Origin of the sequence: Reyranella sp., from assembly GCF_052439685.1 — a bacterium.
Taxonomy (GTDB): Bacteria; Pseudomonadota; Alphaproteobacteria; order Reyranellales; family Reyranellaceae; genus Reyranella.
Map to the genome: position 1 here is coordinate 471,720 of NZ_JBQVQG010000001.1, position 17,668 is coordinate 489,387.

Sequence of the window (17,668 nt, forward strand, 5' to 3'; positions counted from 1 at the left end):
CAGCGCCCGTCCCCTCGCCCAGGCGACCATCCTCACCCTGGTCGCCGGCATCGCCGACGCCGTGGGTTACGTCACCATGGGCGGCGTGTTCGCGGCCAACATGACCGGCAACACTGTGCTGGCCGGCATCGACATCGCCAAGGGCAACCATCTCGGCGCCTGGAACCATCTCACGCCGCTGGTCGCCTTCTTCCCCGGCGCCATGCTCGCCCGCGCGATGCTGCGCCTGTTCAAGGGCCCCGCGGCCGGCATCCTGCTCGAAGCGGCGCTTCTCGCGGGCGTCGGCTTCCTCCCCGTCGGCGAGGAAAACGCGGTGATGATCGTCGCCTTCGCCATGGGACTGCAGGCCTCGACGATCACCAGCTTCGCCGGCCATTCGGTGAGCACTGTCGTCGTGACCAGCACCCTGGCCCGCACCGCCGACGCCGCCGTCGACCGACTGTGGCGCGGCGCCGCGATATCTCCGCCGTCGGCGCTGAACACCGGGCTGCTGGCCCTGACCTGGACGGGTTACCTGGTGGGCGCCGTGATCGGCGGGCTTCTGTTGCCGGTCCTGGCCTGGCCGCTGCTCGTGCCGGCCGCGTTGCTGATCCTGATGCTGCCGCTTTTGTGACGCGCGCCTACGCCGTCGCGATCGCCTTTTCGACGAACATCTTCTTGTCGAACTCCTCGGCCACCTTGCCGTCGTTGGCGAGAACCTCGGCGACATCGATCTTGGCGTAGTCCATCACGCCCATGTCGGCGAAGGCCTTCTGCACCCGCGGACCCCACAGGCCGATATCCTTCACGGTCGGCACGACGCGGCTGAACAGGCGGCCGCGGAAGGACTGCATCTGCTTGGAATTGTAGTGGATGTCGTCCAGGACCTTGGCCGGCAGGCCGAGCCGCTCCCAGACTTCGGACTGATTGAAGCGGTCGCGCATGAAGTAGAGCGCCTCGACCACGAACTCCTCGCGCTCGTCGCGCTCGGCCTCCGACAGATGCGGATAGTATTCGCGCAGCGCCAGTCGCCCGAACGAGACATGGCGCGCCTCGTCCTGCATGACATAGGCGTTCACCGCGCCGGCCAGCGTGTTGCCGGCCTTGTCGCGGATCGACTGGAAGGCGGCGAGCGCCAAGCCCTCGATCAGCACCTGCATGCCGAGATAGGTCATGTCCCAGCGGCGGTCGGTCAGGGTCTGCTCGAGCAAGGTCTGCAGCGCCTTGTTGATCGGGTAGGCGACCTTGAACTTCTCGTGCAGCAGCCGCTTGTAGGCCTCGACGTGACGCGCCTCGTCCATCACCTGGGTGGCGGCATAGAACTTGGCGTTCATGTCGGGAACGGTGCCGACGATCTTGGCGGTGGCGATCAGCGCGCCCTGCTCGCCATGCATGAACTGCGAGATCGAGTTGGCCTGGAGATGGAGCCGGAGCCAGCTGCGCTCCTTCTCGGTCATCTTGTTCCAGTGATCGGTGCCCCAGATCGAGATCGCCTCGTCCTTCAGCTCCATCGGATTGTCGGGATTGAGTTCGAGCGACCAGTCCAGCCGCGTGCTGGCATCCCACTGCTGCTGCTTGCCCTTTTCATAGAGCTCGAGCAGCGGCGCCGAACCGTCGTCATATTCCCAGTTGAACAGGAGGTCGGTCGCGCCGTCGAACTTCCACTGAGTCAATTCGACGGGCAGGGCGTAGATCCGTTGCGTGGTCATGGCATCACCCTCCCAGGGCGGATTTCGCTATTGCTTGCCGAAAAGATGACGCCTCGTTCACGTATTGGCAAGCCCCCGACTGTCAGGGCTGGAGCCGGTAGCCGCCGCGGTCAGTGACCAGGATCGCGGCGCTGGCCGGGTCCCGCTCGATCTTCTGGCGCAAGCGGTAGATGTGGGTTTCCAGCGTATGGGTCGTCACGCCGGCATTGTAGCCCCAGACCTCGTTCAGCAGGATGTCGCGGGCAACCGGCCGGTCGCCAGCCCGGAACAGGTACTTCAGGATCGAGGCTTCCTTGTCGGTCAGGCGGACCTTTTTCTTCCCGCCCTTCTCCATCAGCAACTTGCCCGCGGGGTGGAATTCATAGGGGCCGATCGTCATGACGGCATCCTCGCTGCGCTCGTGCTGGCGCAGATGGGCGCGCAAACGCGCCAGCAGGACGTTGATTCGGAACGGCTTGGTCACATAGTCGTTCGCGCCGGATTCCAGGCCCAGGATCGTGTCGGCGTCGCTGTCGGCCGCGGTCAGCATGATGATGGGCGCGCGCACACCTTCGCGGCGCATCAGTTTGCAGAGTTCGCGTCCGTCCATGTCAGGGAGGCCGATGTCGAGCAGAATGGCGTCGTAGTGGACGAGCTTGGCCTTCTCCAGCCCTTCCGCCGCGGTGCTGACCTGGATGGTCGTGAACCCATCGTAGAGATCGAGCTGCTCGGCGAGCACCGTGCGCAACGCCTGATCGTCGTCGACCAACAGGATCTTCTTGCCACGATTGTTCACGGACATGCGTTGTTTACCTGTCAGCCATCTCGAAATTTACTCTATCCGGTACGATCTGGGCACAAAAGTGGTTCACTTCGGCGAAATCCCGTGGCGTGATACCAAGAGTCATGAATTCCAACCCGGCCCACTCCCGCAGCGCGGCTGCAGTCGCTTCCGTCGAACGCGCCATGGCGGAGCTTCGCCGCGGCGGAATCGTCGTACTGCGCGGCGAGGACGGAGCCGGCGGCCTGGTGATTGCGGCCGAATCCTGCGGCCCGCGGGCCCTCCAGCGCTTGCAGGGCCTCGCCCAGAACCCGCCGGTCCTGGTCACGACGCGGCGCCGGGCCGAGGCCATCGGCATGGAAATACCCCCACACATCGCGGGCGGCATGGGCGAGACCAACAAGCCGATCACCATCGACCTGCCGGAAGGCGTGCCCGTCGACGTCATCCTGCGCCCGCACGAGAGCGACCGGACCGGCCGTCACGTCGCCCTGCGCCACCTGTCCCGTCCGGTCGCCAGCCACGCCCCCGGCATTGCGCAGGCGGCGATCGAGCTCGCCAAGCTGTCGCGCCTGCTGCCGGCGGTCGCGCTCGGGCCGCTGACCCGGGATCCGGGCAACAAGCGGCGCGACTGGGCGCGCGAGCAGGATCTCGTCTATGTCGACGCCGCCGACGTGTCGGCCTACGAGGAAACCGCGTCGCGCACGTTGCAGCAGGTCGCGCAGGCACATGTGCCGCTCGAGGGGGCCGAGAATGCCCGCATCCTCGCCTGGCGTCCCAGCGACGGCGGCAAGGAGCATCTCGCCATCGTGGTCGGCGAGATCGATCCGACCGAGCCCGTCCTGATCCGGCTCCATTCGGAGTGTTTCACCGGTGACCTGCTGGGCTCGCTGCGCTGCGATTGCGGCGTCCAGCTGCGCAGCGCCATCGCCGAGATCGCCCGGCAGGGATCGGGCGTGCTTCTGTATCTGGCGCAGGAAGGCCGCGGCATCGGGCTCGTCAACAAGCTGCGTGCCTACGAGCTGCAGGACGACGGGTTCGACACGATCGACGCCAACGAGCAGCTCGGCTTCGACGCCGACGAACGCATCTATGCGCCGGCCGCCACGATGCTCTCCCGCATGGGCATCCAGCGCGTGCGGCTGATGACCAACAATCCCGAGAAGATCGCCCAGCTCGAACGTTACGGCATCGAGGTCGCGGCACGGGTCCCGCATTCCTTCCCGTCCAACGGGCACAACGAGAACTATCTTCGCACCAAGGCGGAGCGAGCAGGTCACCTGCTCTAATAACGACGACTGGAGGAAACATGACCAAGATGCGTCGCCGCGTTTTCGCGGCTGGTAGTGCTGCGTTCGCGTTCTCCCCTTACATCGCAAGTGCCCAGAAGAAGTACGATCCGGGAGTCACCGACAAGGAGATCAAGCTCGGCCACACCAATCCCTATAGCGGGCCGCTCTCGGCCTACGGCACGATCGGCAAGGCGATCGCGGCCTACTGGACGATGGTGAACGACCAGGGCGGCATCAACGGCCGCAAGATCAACTTCATCACCTACGATGACGGCTTCTCGCCGCCCAAGACCGTCGAAATGGTCCGCAAGCTGGTCGAGGACGACAAGGTCTACGCGATCTTCCAGTTGCTCGGCACGCCGACCAACACGGTCGTGCAGAAGTACCTGAACCAGAAGAAGGTGCCGCAACTCTTCGTGGCGACGGGCGCGTCCAAGTGGGGCGATCCGAAACACTTCCCGTGGACCATGGGCTGGCAGCCGGACTATCACACCGAGGCGGCGATCTATGCCAAGCACGTGCTGGCCAAGCACAAGGACAATCTCAAGGACCTGCGCATCGGCATCATCTACCAGAACGATGATTCAGGTAAGGATTACAGCGGCGGCTTCCTGGCGGGCCTCGGCAAGGAGAACGAAAAGTACGTCACCGCCAAGGTGAGCTATGAAGTCACCGACCCGACCGTCGACAGCCAGATCATCCAGATCAAGAGCTCCGGCGCCAACGTCTTCTTCAACGACTGCGCGCCCAAGGCGGCGGCGCAGGCCATCCGCAAGGTGGCCGACCTCGGCTGGAAACCCGACCAGTATCTCGCCAACGTCTCGGCCTCGGTGGCCGCGGTGCTGAAGCCCGCCGGCTTCGACAACAGCAAGGGCATCATCACCGCGTCCTATCTCAAGGACGCGACCGACAGGCAGTGGGTCAACGACGCGGACTACAAGGAATGGGACGCGTGGATGAAGAAGTACCTGCCCGACGCCAATCCCGCCGACTCGGGCAACACCTACGCCTATGCCGTCTCCGCCACGATGCGGCACTGCCTCGAGGCCTGCGGCGACAACCTCACGCGCGAGAACCTGATGAAGCAGGCCGCCAGCATGAAGGGCCTGGTGGTGCCGATGCTGCTGCCGGGCATCACGATCAACACCAGTCCGACGGACTTCTATCCCATCCAGTCGGTACGCCTCTCCGCCTTCGACGGCGAGACGTGGAAGCTGTTTGGCGACGTGCTGAGTAACGAAAGCGCCTGAAAACCGGAACCCGCCCGTGCAGGGTGGAATGGCATGGGGGATGCTTCCGTACGGTCCGTGACCGACCGGAGCCGCTTCACCCCATGCCTCTCAAACTGAACAGCCGCCGCGCCCTGCTCACCGCGGCGGGTGCGGCAGCCCTTGCCGCGACAGCCTATGGATCGGCCCACACCGCCCCCAGGAATGCGCAAGGTCCGGGCCGCCCGGCGGGCTTTCCCGCAGGCTTCCGCTGGGGCACCGCGACCTCCGCCTATCAGGTCGAGGGCGCCGCTCACGAAGACGGCCGGGGTTCATCGATCTGGGACACCTTCACCCGGGAGCCGGGTCGAATCCGCGACGGCTCCACCGGTGATGTCAGCGTCGGCCACTACCATCGCTACAAGGAAGACGTGGCGCTGATGAAGTCGATCGGCGCCCGCACCTATCGCTTCTCGATCGCCTGGCCGCGCGTCTTTCCAGAAGGCACGGGGACCGCAAATCCCAAGGGGCTCGATTTCTACGACCGGCTGGTCGACGAATTGCTCGCCGCCGGCATCGAGCCGTTCGCGACGCTCTATCATTGGGACCTGCCTCAGGCACTGCAGGACCGCGGCGGGTGGGAGTCGCGCGACACCGCCCAGGCGTTCGGCGACTACGCGGCCTACGTCGCAAGCCGGCTCACCGATCGCGTGCGCCAGGTCTTCACGATCAACGAGATGCAGACCTTCGTCGAGCAGGGGTACGAGACCGGCAACTTCGCGCCGGGCCTCAAGCTGCCGCCCGCCCGGTTGAACCAGGTCCGTCACCACGCCGTGCTGGCGCATGGTCTCGCCGTGCAGGCGGTGCGCGCCAACGGACGGCGTGGCACGAAGGTGGGCCCGGCCGAGAATATCGCCACGGCACTGCCCGCCGTTGAAACGGCCGAGAACATCAAGGCCGCCGAGCAGGCGACGCGCGAGTTGAACGCTCCCTATCTCACCGTGATGATGGAGGGCCACTACACCGACGCCTATCTGGCGAAGACAGGCCGCGACGCGCCCCGTTTCACCGACGCGGAGCTGAAGATCATCTCGAGCAAGGTCGATTTCGTCGGCCTCAACGTCTATGCGCCCAGCCAGTACGTGCTCGCGAGCGAGGCGGCGCCGGGCTTCACCTCGGTGCCGTTCCCGTCGTCGCATCCGCACATGGCCTCGTCGTGGCTGCTGCTGGGGCCGGAGGTGCTGTACTGGGCACCGCGCCATGCCGCCCGCCTCTGGCAGGTGAAGGACATCTTCATCACCGAGAACGGCGCGTCGGCGGCCGACGAGCCGACGCCGGACGGCACGGTCTACGACGTCGATCGCGTGATGTATCTGCGGAACTGTCTGATGCACCTGCAGCGCGCGACCGCCGAGGCCATTCCGGTGCGCGGTTATTTCCTGTGGAGCCTGCTCGACAATTTCGAATGGGCCGACGGGTACGCGACGCGATTCGGTATCGTGCGTGTCGATTACGCCACGCAGAAGCGAACGCCCAAGCTCAGCGCCAACTTCTATCGCGAACTCATTTCGCGCAACGCGTTGGCATGAGGACGCAGCAAATCGCAGGCCACAAGACAGGGTTGATCGAGAAGACACGGAAATAGGATTTCATTTCCTTATCTCTTGCGAAACTTGGAAACCTTTTTCGTACAAGAAAGCATCGGCGTCTAATATTAGAATTCCTGACGTGCCCGCTATGCCAATATGGGTGACGGTGTGAACGGCGAAGGGGATTATGAAATGAAGCTGCCCGTAGCGACGCTCGACCATGTGGTCATCAACGCCCGCGACGACATGGATCACGCGGCGGATGTCTATACGCGACTGGGCTTCTCGCTCACCGAACGCGGCTATCATTCGCTGGGTTCGATGAACCATCTCGCCATGTTCGGTACCGACTATCTCGAGCTGATCGCCATCCCGAAGGACGCGTCGTCGGGGCGCCTCGACCTGCTCACCTTTCCCTTCGGACTGAACGGTCTCGTCTTCGGCGCTGAAGATTCCGCCGTCACCTACGAAGCGCTCAGCAAGGCGGGCGTCCCCGTCGATCCGCCCGTCGAGTTCACCCGCCCCGTGAAGGTCGGCGACGAGATGCGCGATGCGCGCTTCCGCACCGTCCGCATGAAGGCCGGCGTCGTGCCCTACGGCCGCGTCTACTACTGTCACCACTTCACGCGCGACGTGGTGTGGCGCGACGAGTGGCGCCATCATGCCAACGGTACGGTCGCCATCGTGCGCTTCCTGATCGTCGAGCCGGATCCCGCAGCGGCCTCGAAGCTCTATGCCGACATGTTCGGGCCGGAAGCCGTCCGCGACATCAAGGGTGGCAAGTCGGTCGTGGTCGGAAATTCGCGTGTCGACATCGTGACCGAGGACGAGCTCAAGGCGCAGTTCGGCGATGCCGCGCCGGATGCCGAGGGCCGCACGGCCTATATGGCCGGACTCACTTTCCGCACGCTGTCGGCGGCCAAGGCGGCACGTGCCTTGCAGGATGGCAAGATCAGCGGCGTGACGCAGAGTGCGGGGCGGGTCGTCGTGCCGGCCAAGCAGGCGTTGAACGCGGTGCTGGAGTTCATCGAATAGGCTGACGGACGGTCGTCGGGGCTGCTGGGGAGCGGCCGAGAAGGGACACTATGGAATATTATGATTGCTTCGCGGCAAGCTATGCCAACGCGCGCGCGAAGTTTCTCAAGGCGGCGACGGCCGCGCAGGGCGAAGTACGGTCGTTCCTGCATCCCGCAAGGAAGGCGCCCGACGGCGGCCCTCTGGCGATCGACGTCGCGTGCTTCGGCGACCGCAAGGCGCCCCGCCAGGCGCTGTTCCTGAGCGGCACGCATGGCCAGGAGGGCTTCTCCGGCTCGGCCGTGCAGATCGGCTGGCTGGGCTCGGGCGGTCCGGCACGGCTGCCCGCCGGACTCGGCGTGGTGCTGGTCCATGGGCTCAATCCCTACGGCTTCGCGCACTTCACGCGCACGACCGAGAACAACGTCGACCTCAACCGTAATTTCATCGATCGCAATGCCGGAGCGGCGCCCGCCAACCCCCATTACGAAACGCTTCACGCCGACCTCCTGATCCGCGAATGGACCGACGCGGAGAATGAGCGGGTCGCCGGCGTGCTCGACCGCTTCGCCGAGAGCAAGGGCCGCGACGTGCTGTTCGATACGCTGGCGCGCGGTCAGTACGAGCATCAGGACGGGCTGATGTTCGGCGGCAAGGATCGCGAATGGTCCAACCGGACTCTCGAGACCATCGTCGCCGAAACGCTGGCCGACGCCGAGCGCGTTGCCTTCATCGACTGGCACACCGGCATCGGCGAATACGGCAAGCCGTTCTTCCTCTGCTTCAACGATCCCGCCGGCCCACTGTTCGCGCGCGCCTGCGACTGGTGGGGCAAGGACAATGTCGACGGCGTGCGGCCCCACGGCATGGAGCGGCCGAACTATACCGGCCTGGTCTTCCACGGCGTGCAGCGCTTCCTCGGCAATCGCGACATGTGCGGCGCGGTGATCGAGTTCGGCACGCGTGGCGTCAACATGCGTCGGGTGCTGCGGCTCGACCAGTGGCTGCGGCGCCAGCACGGGCTCGACTCCGATATCCGCGCCACCCTGCAGGCCGACATGATGGACGCCTTCTGCCCCTTCGACGGTCAATGGCGCAAGGACACGCTCGACTACGGGCTGAAGCTCACCGACCAGGCACTTTCGGGACTCGCATCATGGTGACGATCAAGTACGACAACCAGGGCGACGCAATTTCGCGCGACGTGCCGGCCGACAGCGTGGCGCTGATCGACGCGGGCGGCAACGGCAGCGAGCGCAGCTACACCTATGGCGACATTCTGCGGCTGAGCGGCGCCGTCGCGCGCGGTCTGCTGAAGCGCGGCCTGCAACGCGGCGACAGGGTCGCGATCCTCTCGGCCAACCGCGCCGAATTCCTGCTGACCTTCCTTGGCACGATGCAGGCTGGCCTCGTGTCCGTTCCGGTGAACTACAAGCTGCCGGCCGAGACCGTTGCCTATGTCGTGGGCGATTGCGACGCCAAGCTGGTGATCGGCGACGATGCGCGGCTGCCGCTGGCGCCCGACGACGTGCCGAAACTCTCCTTCGACCGGGACTTCGAGAGCCTGCTCGACACGGGCTTGTCTGAAGAGGGACCGTTCACGCCGCTCCCGATGAAGCCCGAGGAACCGGCGATGTTCCTCTACACGTCGGGTTCGACGGGCCGGCCCAAGGGCGTCGTGCTCTCGCACTACTCCCATCTCTGGGCGATCAGCCAGCGCGTGCGCCGGCCGGCGCCGCTCGGCCAGCGCGCGCTCGTGGCGGCGCCGCTCTATCACATGAACGGCCTGGCCATGTGCCAGACCACCTTCTCGCACGGCGACACCGTGGTGCTGCTGCCGCAGTTCACGACCCGCGGCTACATCGAGGCCGCCGCCAAGCATCGCGTCGCCTTCCTCACCTCGGTGCCGACCATGATCGCGATGATGTTGCGCGAGCGCGAGCTTCTGGCGGACAACGACCTCTCTGCCGTCGAGGCCGTCCGCATGGGTTCGGCGCCGATCACCCAGTCGCTGATCGACCAGGTGCGACAGGTGTTCCCCAAGGCCGCCATCAGCAACGGCTATGGCACGACCGAGGCCGGCCCCGTCGTGTTCGGCCCGCATCCCGAGGGACTGCCCCAGCCCGAACTCTCGACCGGCTATCCGCATCCCGCCGTGCAGCTGCGCCTCGTGCGGGACGACAAGGAAGTGCAGGACGAAGGCGCGCTCGAGATGAAGTGCGGCGCGCTGATGACGCACTATCACAAGCTGCCCGCCAAGACTGCCGAGGTGATGACGCCCGACGGCTTCTATCGGACCAGCGACGTCTTCCGGCGCGACGAGAACGGCTTCTTCTATTTCGTGGGCCGGGTCGACGACATGTTCGTGTGCGGCGGCGAGAACATCTATCCCGGCGAGGTCGAGAAGATGCTCGAACGGCATCCCGGCATCCACCAGGCTGCGGTGATTCCGGTTCCCGACGAACTCAAGGGCCACAAGCCGATCGCCTTCGTCGTCAGGGCGGCCGGCACCGAACTCGACGAGCAGGCGGTGAAGACCTATGCGCTGGCCAATGCGCCGGCCTACCAGCATCCGCGACGCGTGCTGTTCGTCGACGAGATGCCGCTCGCCGGCACCAACAAGATCGACAAGCGCGTGCTCGCCAAGCAGATCCCAACTGGAGAAGTATAAAAATGAAAGCTGCCGTCGTCCGTGAACATGGTGGACCGGACCGCCTCGTCTTCGAAACCAACTTCCCCGATCCGACGCCCGGCGAGGGCGACGTCATCGTCGCGGTGAAGGCCTCGTCGCTGAACTATCACGACGTCTTCACCCGCCGCGGCATGCCCGGCATCAAGGTGCCGATGCCCGCGATCATGGGTCTCGACGTCGCCGGCGAGATCGCCGAGGTCGGTCCCGGTGTCACCGGATGGAAGAAGGGCGACCGCGTCCTGGTCGATCCGATCAACCGGGTCGAGGGCGGCCTGATGGGCGAGACGGTACATGGCGGCCTGGCCGAACTGTGCAAGGCGCGCGCCCACCAGCTGATCAAGATTCCCGACGGCGTGAGCTATGCCGATGCCGCGGCCCTTCCCGTGGCCTACGGCACGGCGCTGCGCATGATGGTGACCAACGGCCATGTCGCCAAGGGCGAGAAGGTCCTGATCCTCGGCGCCTCGGGCGGCGTCGGCGTCTGCTGCCTGCAGCTCGCCAAGCTGGCCGGCTGCGAAGTGATCGCCTGCGCCGGCACCGACGCCAAGGCCCAGCGCCTGGCCGAACTCGGCGCCGACAAGACGATCAACTACGTCGAGAAGGATTTCATGAAGGAAATCTTCGCGATGTACGGCAAGCCGACACGGCGCGGCAATGGCACCGACCAGGGCGTCGATGTCGTCGTCAACTACACCGGTGGCGACACCTGGGTGAAATCGCTGAAGACGCTGAAGGTCGGCGGTCGCCTGCTGACCTGCGGCGCCACGGCCGGCTATGCGCCGACCGAGGACATCCGCTTCATCTGGACTTTCGAGCTCAAGGTGCTGGGCTCCAACGGCTGGATGCGCACCGACATCGAGAAGCTCCTCGAACTGGTGCAGAGCGGCAAGCTCAAGGTGCTGGTCGACAAGGTCTTCCCGCTATCCGAGGCGCGCGAGGCGTTGCGCGTGATCGAGGACCGCGAAGTGTTCGGCAAGATCGTGGTGGCACCATGAGCGACAAGCTCCAGCCCCTGAGCGACGCCGAACTGCAGGCGATGCTCGATCATTCGCCGTTCATTTCCTTCCTGGGCCTCAAGGTCACCGAAGCGGACCCGGCGAAGGAACGCGTCACGATGGAATGCGAGATGCGCCCCGAATTCGAGCGCGGCAAGGGCACGGGCCAGTGGCACGGCGGGCCGATCGCGGCGATCATCGACACGGTCGGCGACTATGCGCTGATCATGGCGCTGCGCCGCGGCCTGCCGACCATCAACTTCCGCGTCGACTATCTGCGGCCCGCGATCAAGACCAAGCTCATCACGACCGCCACGGTCCGCCGCAATGGCAAGAGCGTCGGCGTCGTCGACGTCGACGTCTTCAACGACAAGATGGTGCTGCTGGCGATTGGCCGCGCGACCTATTCGACGCTGCAGGCTTAGACCACACGGTATGAAGTTTGCTTCGTCTGACGTGGGATTTGGGGAACGGAGGGTGTCATGACGATCAAGGTTTCACGCCGCGTGTTCGGCGCGGGTGTCTTTGCCGCCGGCGTGGTCGGCACATCCCGGGGATCGTTCGCACAGGGCACGCCCAAGCGGGGCGGCACGCTGGTGGCGACCTGGGGCGGCGGCGAACCGCAAGCCTGCTACGTGCCGGCCGGCGGCGGGTCGAGCCCGACTTTCTCTTCCTCCAAGCTTTTCGAGCGGCTGGCCAAGCGCAACATGGACGGCACGTTCGAAGGCGTACTGGCCGAATCGTGGAAGCCGTCAGCTGACTTCAAATCCTACACGGTGAAGATCCGCAAGGGCGTGAAGTTCCATGACGGCAAGGACATGACGGTCGACGACATCGTCTATTCCGTCGCTGAGATCTGGAAGAAGTATGCGGTCGCATCGGCGCTCACCGACTTCGCAGGCATCGTGTCGCCGGACGCCGAGACAGTCGTCTTCAAGTACAACAATCCGACGCCGGAGTTCTTCTTCGCGTCGACCCTGTGCTCCCCGGTCGCCTATATCGTGCCGAAGCACATCTATGCCGGCAGCGACCCGGTCACCAATCCGGCGAACAATGCGCCGATCGCCACCGGTCCCTGGAAGTTCAAGGAGTGGGTGCGCGGCAGCCACTTCGAGTATGTGAAGAACGAGAACTACTGGAAGAAGGACGAGCCTTATCTCGACCGCCTGATCATCCGCTACGTGCGTGATCCGGCCGGCCGCGCCGCGGCGATGGAAGCGGGCGACATCCATATCGGCGTGTTCAATCCCGTCGCGCCGCCCGACATCAAGCGCCTGACTGGAACCGGCAGGTTCGTCGCCACGCCCAAGGGCTATGAGGAGGCGGTCTGGTCGACGACGCTCGAATGCAACATGCGCAATCCGGTCTTCGCCAAGCGCGAGGTCAGGCAGGCCATGTTCCATGCCATCAATCGCGAGTTCATCGCCAAGACGGTCTACTACGGCTATGCGCGGCCGGGCACGAGCCCGATCTACTCCCCCAACAAGGAGTTCTACACTGCCGATGTGTTCAAGACCGGCTTCGATCCGAAGAAGGCAGCCGCCCTGCTCGATGCGGCCGGTTTCCCGAAGAAGGCCGACGGCAAGCGCTTCACCCTGAACCTGCTCTCGGCGGGCTGGTTCCAGGAGAACGGCAAGGTCGGCGCCTATGTGAAGCAGGCGCTGGAGGATGTCGGTGTCGGCATCAACCTCACGGTTCCCGATCGCCCGACCTCGCTCAAGCGCATCTACACCGACTACGATTACGACCTGGCCATCTCCAACCAGGCCAACCCATCTGAACCGGTGCCGTCGACCACGCAATACTTCACGACCGACGGCATCCTGAAGGGCGTGCCCTTCCGCAACGCCTCGGGCTATTCCAATCCCGACGTCGACAAACTGGTCGCCAACATCAAGGTCGAGACCGATCCGGCCAAGCGCAAGGCGCTGGTCGTCGAGTTCCAGAAGATCATCGCGCAGGAAGCCCCGCTCCTGCCGCTGGTCGAGTTGGAGTCGATCACGCTGGCCAGCACCAAGGTGCAGAACCACTCGAACGACCCGAACTTCCTCGCGGCAAGCTGGGGAGACCTATGGCTGGCGAGCTAGTCTCGCCGACGCCCGCCCTTCGCGGCTCCGCCCGCCGAACGGCGGCGCTGCGGCTCCTGCGGCGACGGCTGGTCCAGGCCGTCCCGCTGATGCTGGGCGTGGTGATCATCAACTTCTGCCTGATCCAGATGGCGCCAGGCAGTTTCCTCGAGCTGATGACGGCCGAGAACCAGGTGAGCGATCCGGCGACGGTTGCCCTGCTGCGCAAGACCTACGGGCTCGAAGATCCCGTCTGGATGCAGCTGCTGAAATACATCTGGGCGCTGCTGCATTTCGATTTCGGCTTCTCCTATCGCCAGAACATGCCGGTCATCCAGGCGATCTGGATTCATCTGCCGGCAACGGTCCTGCTGATGGTGTCGAGCATCACGCTGGCGATCACGATCGGCGTGGCGGCGGGCGTCGTCGCCTCGATGAAGGTGCGCACCTTCTGGGACAGCCTGGTGTCGGTCGCCGCCATGTTCTTCTACGCCGCCCCCAGCTTCTGGCTCGGCATCATGATGATCGTCTTGTTCTCGGTGAAGCTCGGCTGGCTACCGGTCGGCGGCATGATGAAGATCGGCGGCACCGGTGGCGTGCTGGATATCCTGCATCACCTGATCCTGCCGACCCTGGCGCTCGGCCTGTTCTATGCCGCGATCTATACCCGCGTCATGCGCTCCTCGATGCTCGAGGTCGCACAGCTCGACTTCGTGCGCACCGCCCGCGCCAAGGGACTCAGCCGTAACAAGGTGACGATCCATCACGTGCTGCGCAACGCGCTGCTGCCGGTGGTCACGATCCTCGGCGTGCAGATGGGCACCGTGCTGGCCGGCAGCGTCGTGATCGAGAGCGTGTTCAGCTGGCCGGGCGTCGGCTCGCTGCTGTTCGACAGCGTGAGCTCGCGCAACTATCCGGTCGTGCTCGGCATCATGGTGTTGGGCTCGCTGGTCGTCATCGCCGCCAACATCGCGGTCGACCTCATCTACATGTGGCTCGACCCGCGCATCGAGATCCGCTGATGCAACGCTTCGAGTTTCTTGGCCGTTTCGCCCGCAATCGGGGTGCCCTGATCGGCGCCTGCCTGATGCTGGTCGTCGCCCTGATGGCGGTCTTCGCCTCGGTCTTCTTCCCGACCGATCCGCTGCGCATCGTCGGCCTGCCCGAGCTGTGGCCCGGCGAGGACCCCGAATTCCCGCTGGGCACCGATTCGCTGGGACGCGACATCCTCTCGATGATCGTTCACGGCGCGCGGGCGACGCTTCTGATCGGCCTGTTCGCCTCAGCGGTCGCCACGATCATCGGCGTCGGCGTCGGCGCCATCGCCGGCTATTTCGGCGGCTGGGTCGACGAGGTCGCGATGCGCGCGGCCGAACTGTTCCAGACCATCCCGAACCTGATCTTCGTGCTCACCATCGTGGTCATCCTGGGCTCGACGCTCACCAACATCGTAATCGCCATCGGCATCGTGAGCTGGACGCCGATCGCGCGCATGACGCGCGCCGAGTTCCTGTCGCTGCGCGACCGCGAGTTCGTACAGGCCTGCCGTTCCATGGGCATGAGCGACTTCCGGATCATCGTCTCGGAAATCCTGCCCAACGCCCTGCCCCCGGTGATCGTGCTCTCGTCGCTGGTCGTGGCCGGCGCCATCCTGTTCGAATCCGCCGTCTCCTTCCTCGGGCTGGGCGATCCCAACGTCGCGAGCTGGGGCCGGCTGGTCGGCGACGGACGCCAGCTCATCCGCAGCTCCTGGTACATCTGCGCCATCCCGGGCATTGCGATCATGATCACCGTGCTCTGCCTCAACCTGGTGGGCGACGGGTTGAACGACGCACTCAATCCAAAGCTGAGGGACCGGTGATGATCGGCTCGGCCCTTCCTCTCGAAATCACCGACCTTCGCACCACGCTCTTCACCCGCCGCGGCGAGATGAAGGCGGTCGACGGGCTCAGCCTCACCGTCGGCGCCGGCGAGACCGTGGCGCTGGTCGGCGAGTCGGGTTGCGGCAAGTCGCTGTCGGCGCTCTCGATCATGCGGCTGCTGCCAGATCCGCCAGCCCGCATCGTCGGCGGCCAGGTGAAGCTCAACGGACGGGACATCGTGCCCCTGCCTGAGGAGACCATGCTCGGCATCCGCGGCAAGGAGATCGGCATGATCTTCCAGGACCCGCTCAGCTCGCTGAACCCGGTCGCCACGGTCGAGAAGCAGATCGTCGAAGTGCTGATGACCCATACCGAGCTCGGCCGCGGCCAGGCGCGTGTGCGGGCGCACGAGCTGCTGGAGCTGGTCGGCATGCCCGACGCGGCCCGCCGCCTCGACGCCTACCCGCACCAGCTCTCCGGCGGCATGTGCCAGAGGGTGATCATCGCCATGGCCATCGCCTGCAGCCCGTCGGTGCTGATCGCCGACGAGCCGACCACGGCCCTCGACGTCACGGTGCAGGCCCAGGTGCTGGCGCTCCTGAAGAAGCTGCAGGCCGATGCCGGGATGGCGATGATCTTCATCACCCACGATCTCGGCGTGGTGGCCGAGACGGCCGACCGGGTCGTGGTCATGTATGCCGGCCGCAAGGTCGAGGAGGCCTCGGTCGACGACCTGTTCGAGAACCCGCTGCATCCCTACACGGTGGGCCTGATCGGCGCGACGCCGACGCCCGGCGCCGAGCGCGCCGAGCGGCTGGCCGATATTCCCGGCATGGTGCCGCCGCTCAATGCCCTGCCCCAAGGGTGCGCCTTCGCGCCGCGCTGCCCGCGGGTGATGGACCGTTGCCTCACCGAGAAGCCTGCCCTCACGGTTCCGGGCCCGGGTCGCCTCGTCGCCTGCTTCGCGGCCGAGAGGACCTGACCATGTCCTTGCTTTCCCTGCGCGACGTGCGCGTCCAGTTCAACACCGCGGGCGGCGTGGTGCGCGCCGTGAACGGCGTCAGCCTCGACCTCGCGGTCGGCGAGACCCTGGGACTCGTGGGCGAATCTGGCTGCGGCAAGTCCACCCTGGGCAAGGCGATCATGAAGCTGGTGCCCGTCGCCGGGGGCGAGATCCTGGTCGAAGGCGTGGATATCGCGCCGCTCAATCGCGAACAGCTCACCAACATGCGCCGCAAGGTGCAGATGATTTTCCAGGACCCTTACGGATCGTTGAACCCGCGCTCGACGGTGGGTCGTTCCGTGGCCCAGCCGCTGACGCTCGCCGGCTGGAAGGCCGATGCCACGGCCGAGCGGGTCGAGACGCTCCTGCGCTGGGTCGGCCTGCCGAGCGACGCCAAGCAGCGCTAGCCGCATGTTGTCTCGGGCGGCCAGCGCCAGCGCATCGGCATCGCCCGCGCGCTCGCACTCAGCCCCAAGCTGATCATCTGCGACGAACCGGTTTCGGCGCTCGACGTCTCGGTGCGCGCCCAGGTGATCAACCTGCTGGAAGACCTGAAGAGCCAGTTCGGCGTCTCCTATCTCTTCATCAGCCACGATCTCAGCGTGGTCGAGCATATCGCCGACCGGGTGGCGGTGATGTATCTCGGCATGCTGTTCGAGGTCGGTGGCCGCGACCAGATCTGGCGCGAGCCGCGGCATCCCTACACGCGGGCCCTGCTGGCGGCGGCGCCGATCGCCAACCCCCGGCTCGCGCGCGCGCGCCAGCGCACGGTGCTGCAGGGCGAGTTGCCGAGCCCGCTGAACCCGCCGCCCGGCTGCCCCTTCAACTCACGCTGCCCGATGGCCCAGGATCGCTGCCGGGTCGAGAAGCCGGCGTTGCGCGCGGTGGGAAATGGCGTCCAGGCGGCGTGCCATTTCGTCTGACTGGGCTATGATCCGGCCATGAGACTGCCCACCTTCTTCGCCACCCTGCTTGTCGCCGCAACCCTTTCCGGTGCCGCCTCTGCCCAGACCATGGCGTTCGCCTGCCCCGACCCGGGTACGACCTTCACCTACGACAGCGGGGTCAAGGTCGTGGTCCGCGGGCGGGAGGGCATGGACTGCCTCATGGACCGGGTGGGCGGAAAACCCTTCAAGCTGCGCGCACTGCTGTTCGACAATCCCTCGGCCGACGGCGCCGACCTCACCGCCTATATCGCGGCGCTGCGTCCCGAGCGCCTGTGGCCACTCGAGGTCGGCAAGAAGATCGAGGCAAGCTACAGGGTCGGCAGCGGCACCTGGACCTATACGCTCGCGGTGGCGCGCTACGAGCGGCGCACCGGGCCGGGCGACAAGATGATCGATACTTTCCTGATCGAGATGAACGAGACCGGCGACAAGGGCCAGCGCACCATCTCGCGCTGGTGGATTTCGCCCGCCGACAAGTTCGCCATCCGCTACGATTTCAGCGACGGCGCCGGCAAGGCCAACCGCGCGGTGGTGACCGAGGTCACGCGGTAG

General features: G+C 65.6%; 17 protein-coding genes and 1 pseudogene. 16 read left to right on the top strand and 2 right to left on the bottom strand.

Features of this window, described 5'->3' with window-relative positions; genetic code table 11:
* The first annotated feature begins 28 nt into the window (after positions 1-28).
* Positions 29-613, top strand: a complete 585-nt coding sequence (locus ACT6UX_RS02310) for a YoaK family protein (protein ID WP_444773680.1) — start codon at positions 29-31, stop codon at positions 611-613.
* 7 nt (positions 614-620) lie between these two features.
* Here the strand turns inward: ACT6UX_RS02310 and ACT6UX_RS02315 are convergent, their stop codons facing one another.
* Entirely contained in the window at positions 621-1,688 is a 1,068-nt protein-coding gene (locus tag ACT6UX_RS02315) for a diiron oxygenase (protein ID WP_444773518.1), read from the bottom strand.
* Between the two features lie 82 nt (positions 1,689-1,770).
* The gene (locus ACT6UX_RS02320; RefSeq protein ID WP_444773519.1) at positions 1,771-2,469 is read right to left on the bottom strand and encodes a response regulator transcription factor; all 699 of its coding nucleotides are present in this window, start codon (positions 2,467-2,469) and stop codon (positions 1,771-1,773) included.
* A gap of 104 nt (positions 2,470-2,573) precedes the next feature.
* Here ACT6UX_RS02320 and ribA point away from each other — a divergent pair, with 104 nt between their 5' ends.
* The 15 genes and pseudogenes from ribA (at position 2,574) to ACT6UX_RS02395 (ending at position 17,668) form a co-directional block, all read left to right on the top strand.
* The gene (ribA, locus tag ACT6UX_RS02325; RefSeq protein ID WP_444773520.1) at positions 2,574-3,737 is read left to right on the top strand and encodes a GTP cyclohydrolase II; all 1,164 of its coding nucleotides are present in this window, start codon (positions 2,574-2,576) and stop codon (positions 3,735-3,737) included.
* Between the two features lie 20 nt (positions 3,738-3,757).
* Positions 3,758-4,990, top strand: coding sequence for an ABC transporter substrate-binding protein (locus ACT6UX_RS02330; protein ID WP_444773521.1), 1,233 nt, complete (start codon positions 3,758-3,760; stop codon positions 4,988-4,990).
* Between the two features lie 83 nt (positions 4,991-5,073).
* Entirely contained in the window at positions 5,074-6,537 is a 1,464-nt protein-coding gene (locus ACT6UX_RS02335; RefSeq protein WP_444773522.1) for a GH1 family beta-glucosidase, read from the top strand.
* Between the two features lie 192 nt (positions 6,538-6,729).
* Complete coding sequence (locus ACT6UX_RS02340) at positions 6,730-7,572, top strand: VOC family protein (RefSeq protein WP_444773523.1); 843 nt, start codon at positions 6,730-6,732, stop codon at positions 7,570-7,572.
* Between the two features lie 50 nt (positions 7,573-7,622).
* The gene (locus ACT6UX_RS02345) at positions 7,623-8,714 is read left to right on the top strand and encodes a M14 family metallopeptidase (protein WP_444773524.1); all 1,092 of its coding nucleotides are present in this window, start codon (positions 7,623-7,625) and stop codon (positions 8,712-8,714) included.
* The gene (locus tag ACT6UX_RS02350; RefSeq protein WP_444773525.1) at positions 8,708-10,222 is read left to right on the top strand and encodes a class I adenylate-forming enzyme family protein; all 1,515 of its coding nucleotides are present in this window, start codon (positions 8,708-8,710) and stop codon (positions 10,220-10,222) included. Before ACT6UX_RS02345 ends, ACT6UX_RS02350 begins: the two co-directional genes overlap by 7 nt.
* Positions 10,223-10,224: 2 nt before the next feature.
* Positions 10,225-11,238, top strand: a complete 1,014-nt coding sequence (locus ACT6UX_RS02355) for a zinc-binding dehydrogenase (protein ID WP_444773526.1) — start codon at positions 10,225-10,227, stop codon at positions 11,236-11,238.
* Positions 11,235-11,663 (top strand): PaaI family thioesterase, encoded by a 429-nt coding sequence (locus ACT6UX_RS02360; protein WP_444773527.1) that lies wholly within the window; start codon positions 11,235-11,237, stop codon positions 11,661-11,663. The genes ACT6UX_RS02355 and ACT6UX_RS02360 overlap by 4 nt, the downstream gene beginning before the upstream one ends.
* Positions 11,664-11,720: 57 nt before the next feature.
* The gene (locus ACT6UX_RS02365) at positions 11,721-13,325 is read left to right on the top strand and encodes an ABC transporter substrate-binding protein (protein WP_444773528.1); all 1,605 of its coding nucleotides are present in this window, start codon (positions 11,721-11,723) and stop codon (positions 13,323-13,325) included.
* Entirely contained in the window at positions 13,310-14,326 is a 1,017-nt protein-coding gene (locus ACT6UX_RS02370; protein ID WP_444773529.1) for an ABC transporter permease, read from the top strand. Before ACT6UX_RS02365 ends, ACT6UX_RS02370 begins: the two co-directional genes overlap by 16 nt.
* Positions 14,326-15,165, top strand: coding sequence for an ABC transporter permease (locus ACT6UX_RS02375; protein WP_444773530.1), 840 nt, complete (start codon positions 14,326-14,328; stop codon positions 15,163-15,165). Before ACT6UX_RS02370 ends, ACT6UX_RS02375 begins: the two co-directional genes overlap by 1 nt.
* Positions 15,165-16,148 (top strand): ABC transporter ATP-binding protein, encoded by a 984-nt coding sequence (locus ACT6UX_RS02380; protein ID WP_444773531.1) that lies wholly within the window; start codon positions 15,165-15,167, stop codon positions 16,146-16,148. The genes ACT6UX_RS02375 and ACT6UX_RS02380 overlap by 1 nt, the downstream gene beginning before the upstream one ends.
* A 2-nt stretch (positions 16,149-16,150) precedes the next feature.
* A pseudogene (locus ACT6UX_RS02385) lies at positions 16,151-16,657 on the top strand (ATP-binding cassette domain-containing protein); the annotation flags it as partial.
* A 30-nt stretch (positions 16,658-16,687) separates the two neighbouring features.
* The gene (locus ACT6UX_RS02390) at positions 16,688-17,092 is read left to right on the top strand and encodes an oligopeptide/dipeptide ABC transporter ATP-binding protein (protein WP_444773681.1); all 405 of its coding nucleotides are present in this window, start codon (positions 16,688-16,690) and stop codon (positions 17,090-17,092) included.
* A gap of 18 nt (positions 17,093-17,110) precedes the next feature.
* Positions 17,111-17,668, top strand: a complete 558-nt coding sequence (locus ACT6UX_RS02395; RefSeq protein ID WP_444773532.1) for a hypothetical protein — start codon at positions 17,111-17,113, stop codon at positions 17,666-17,668.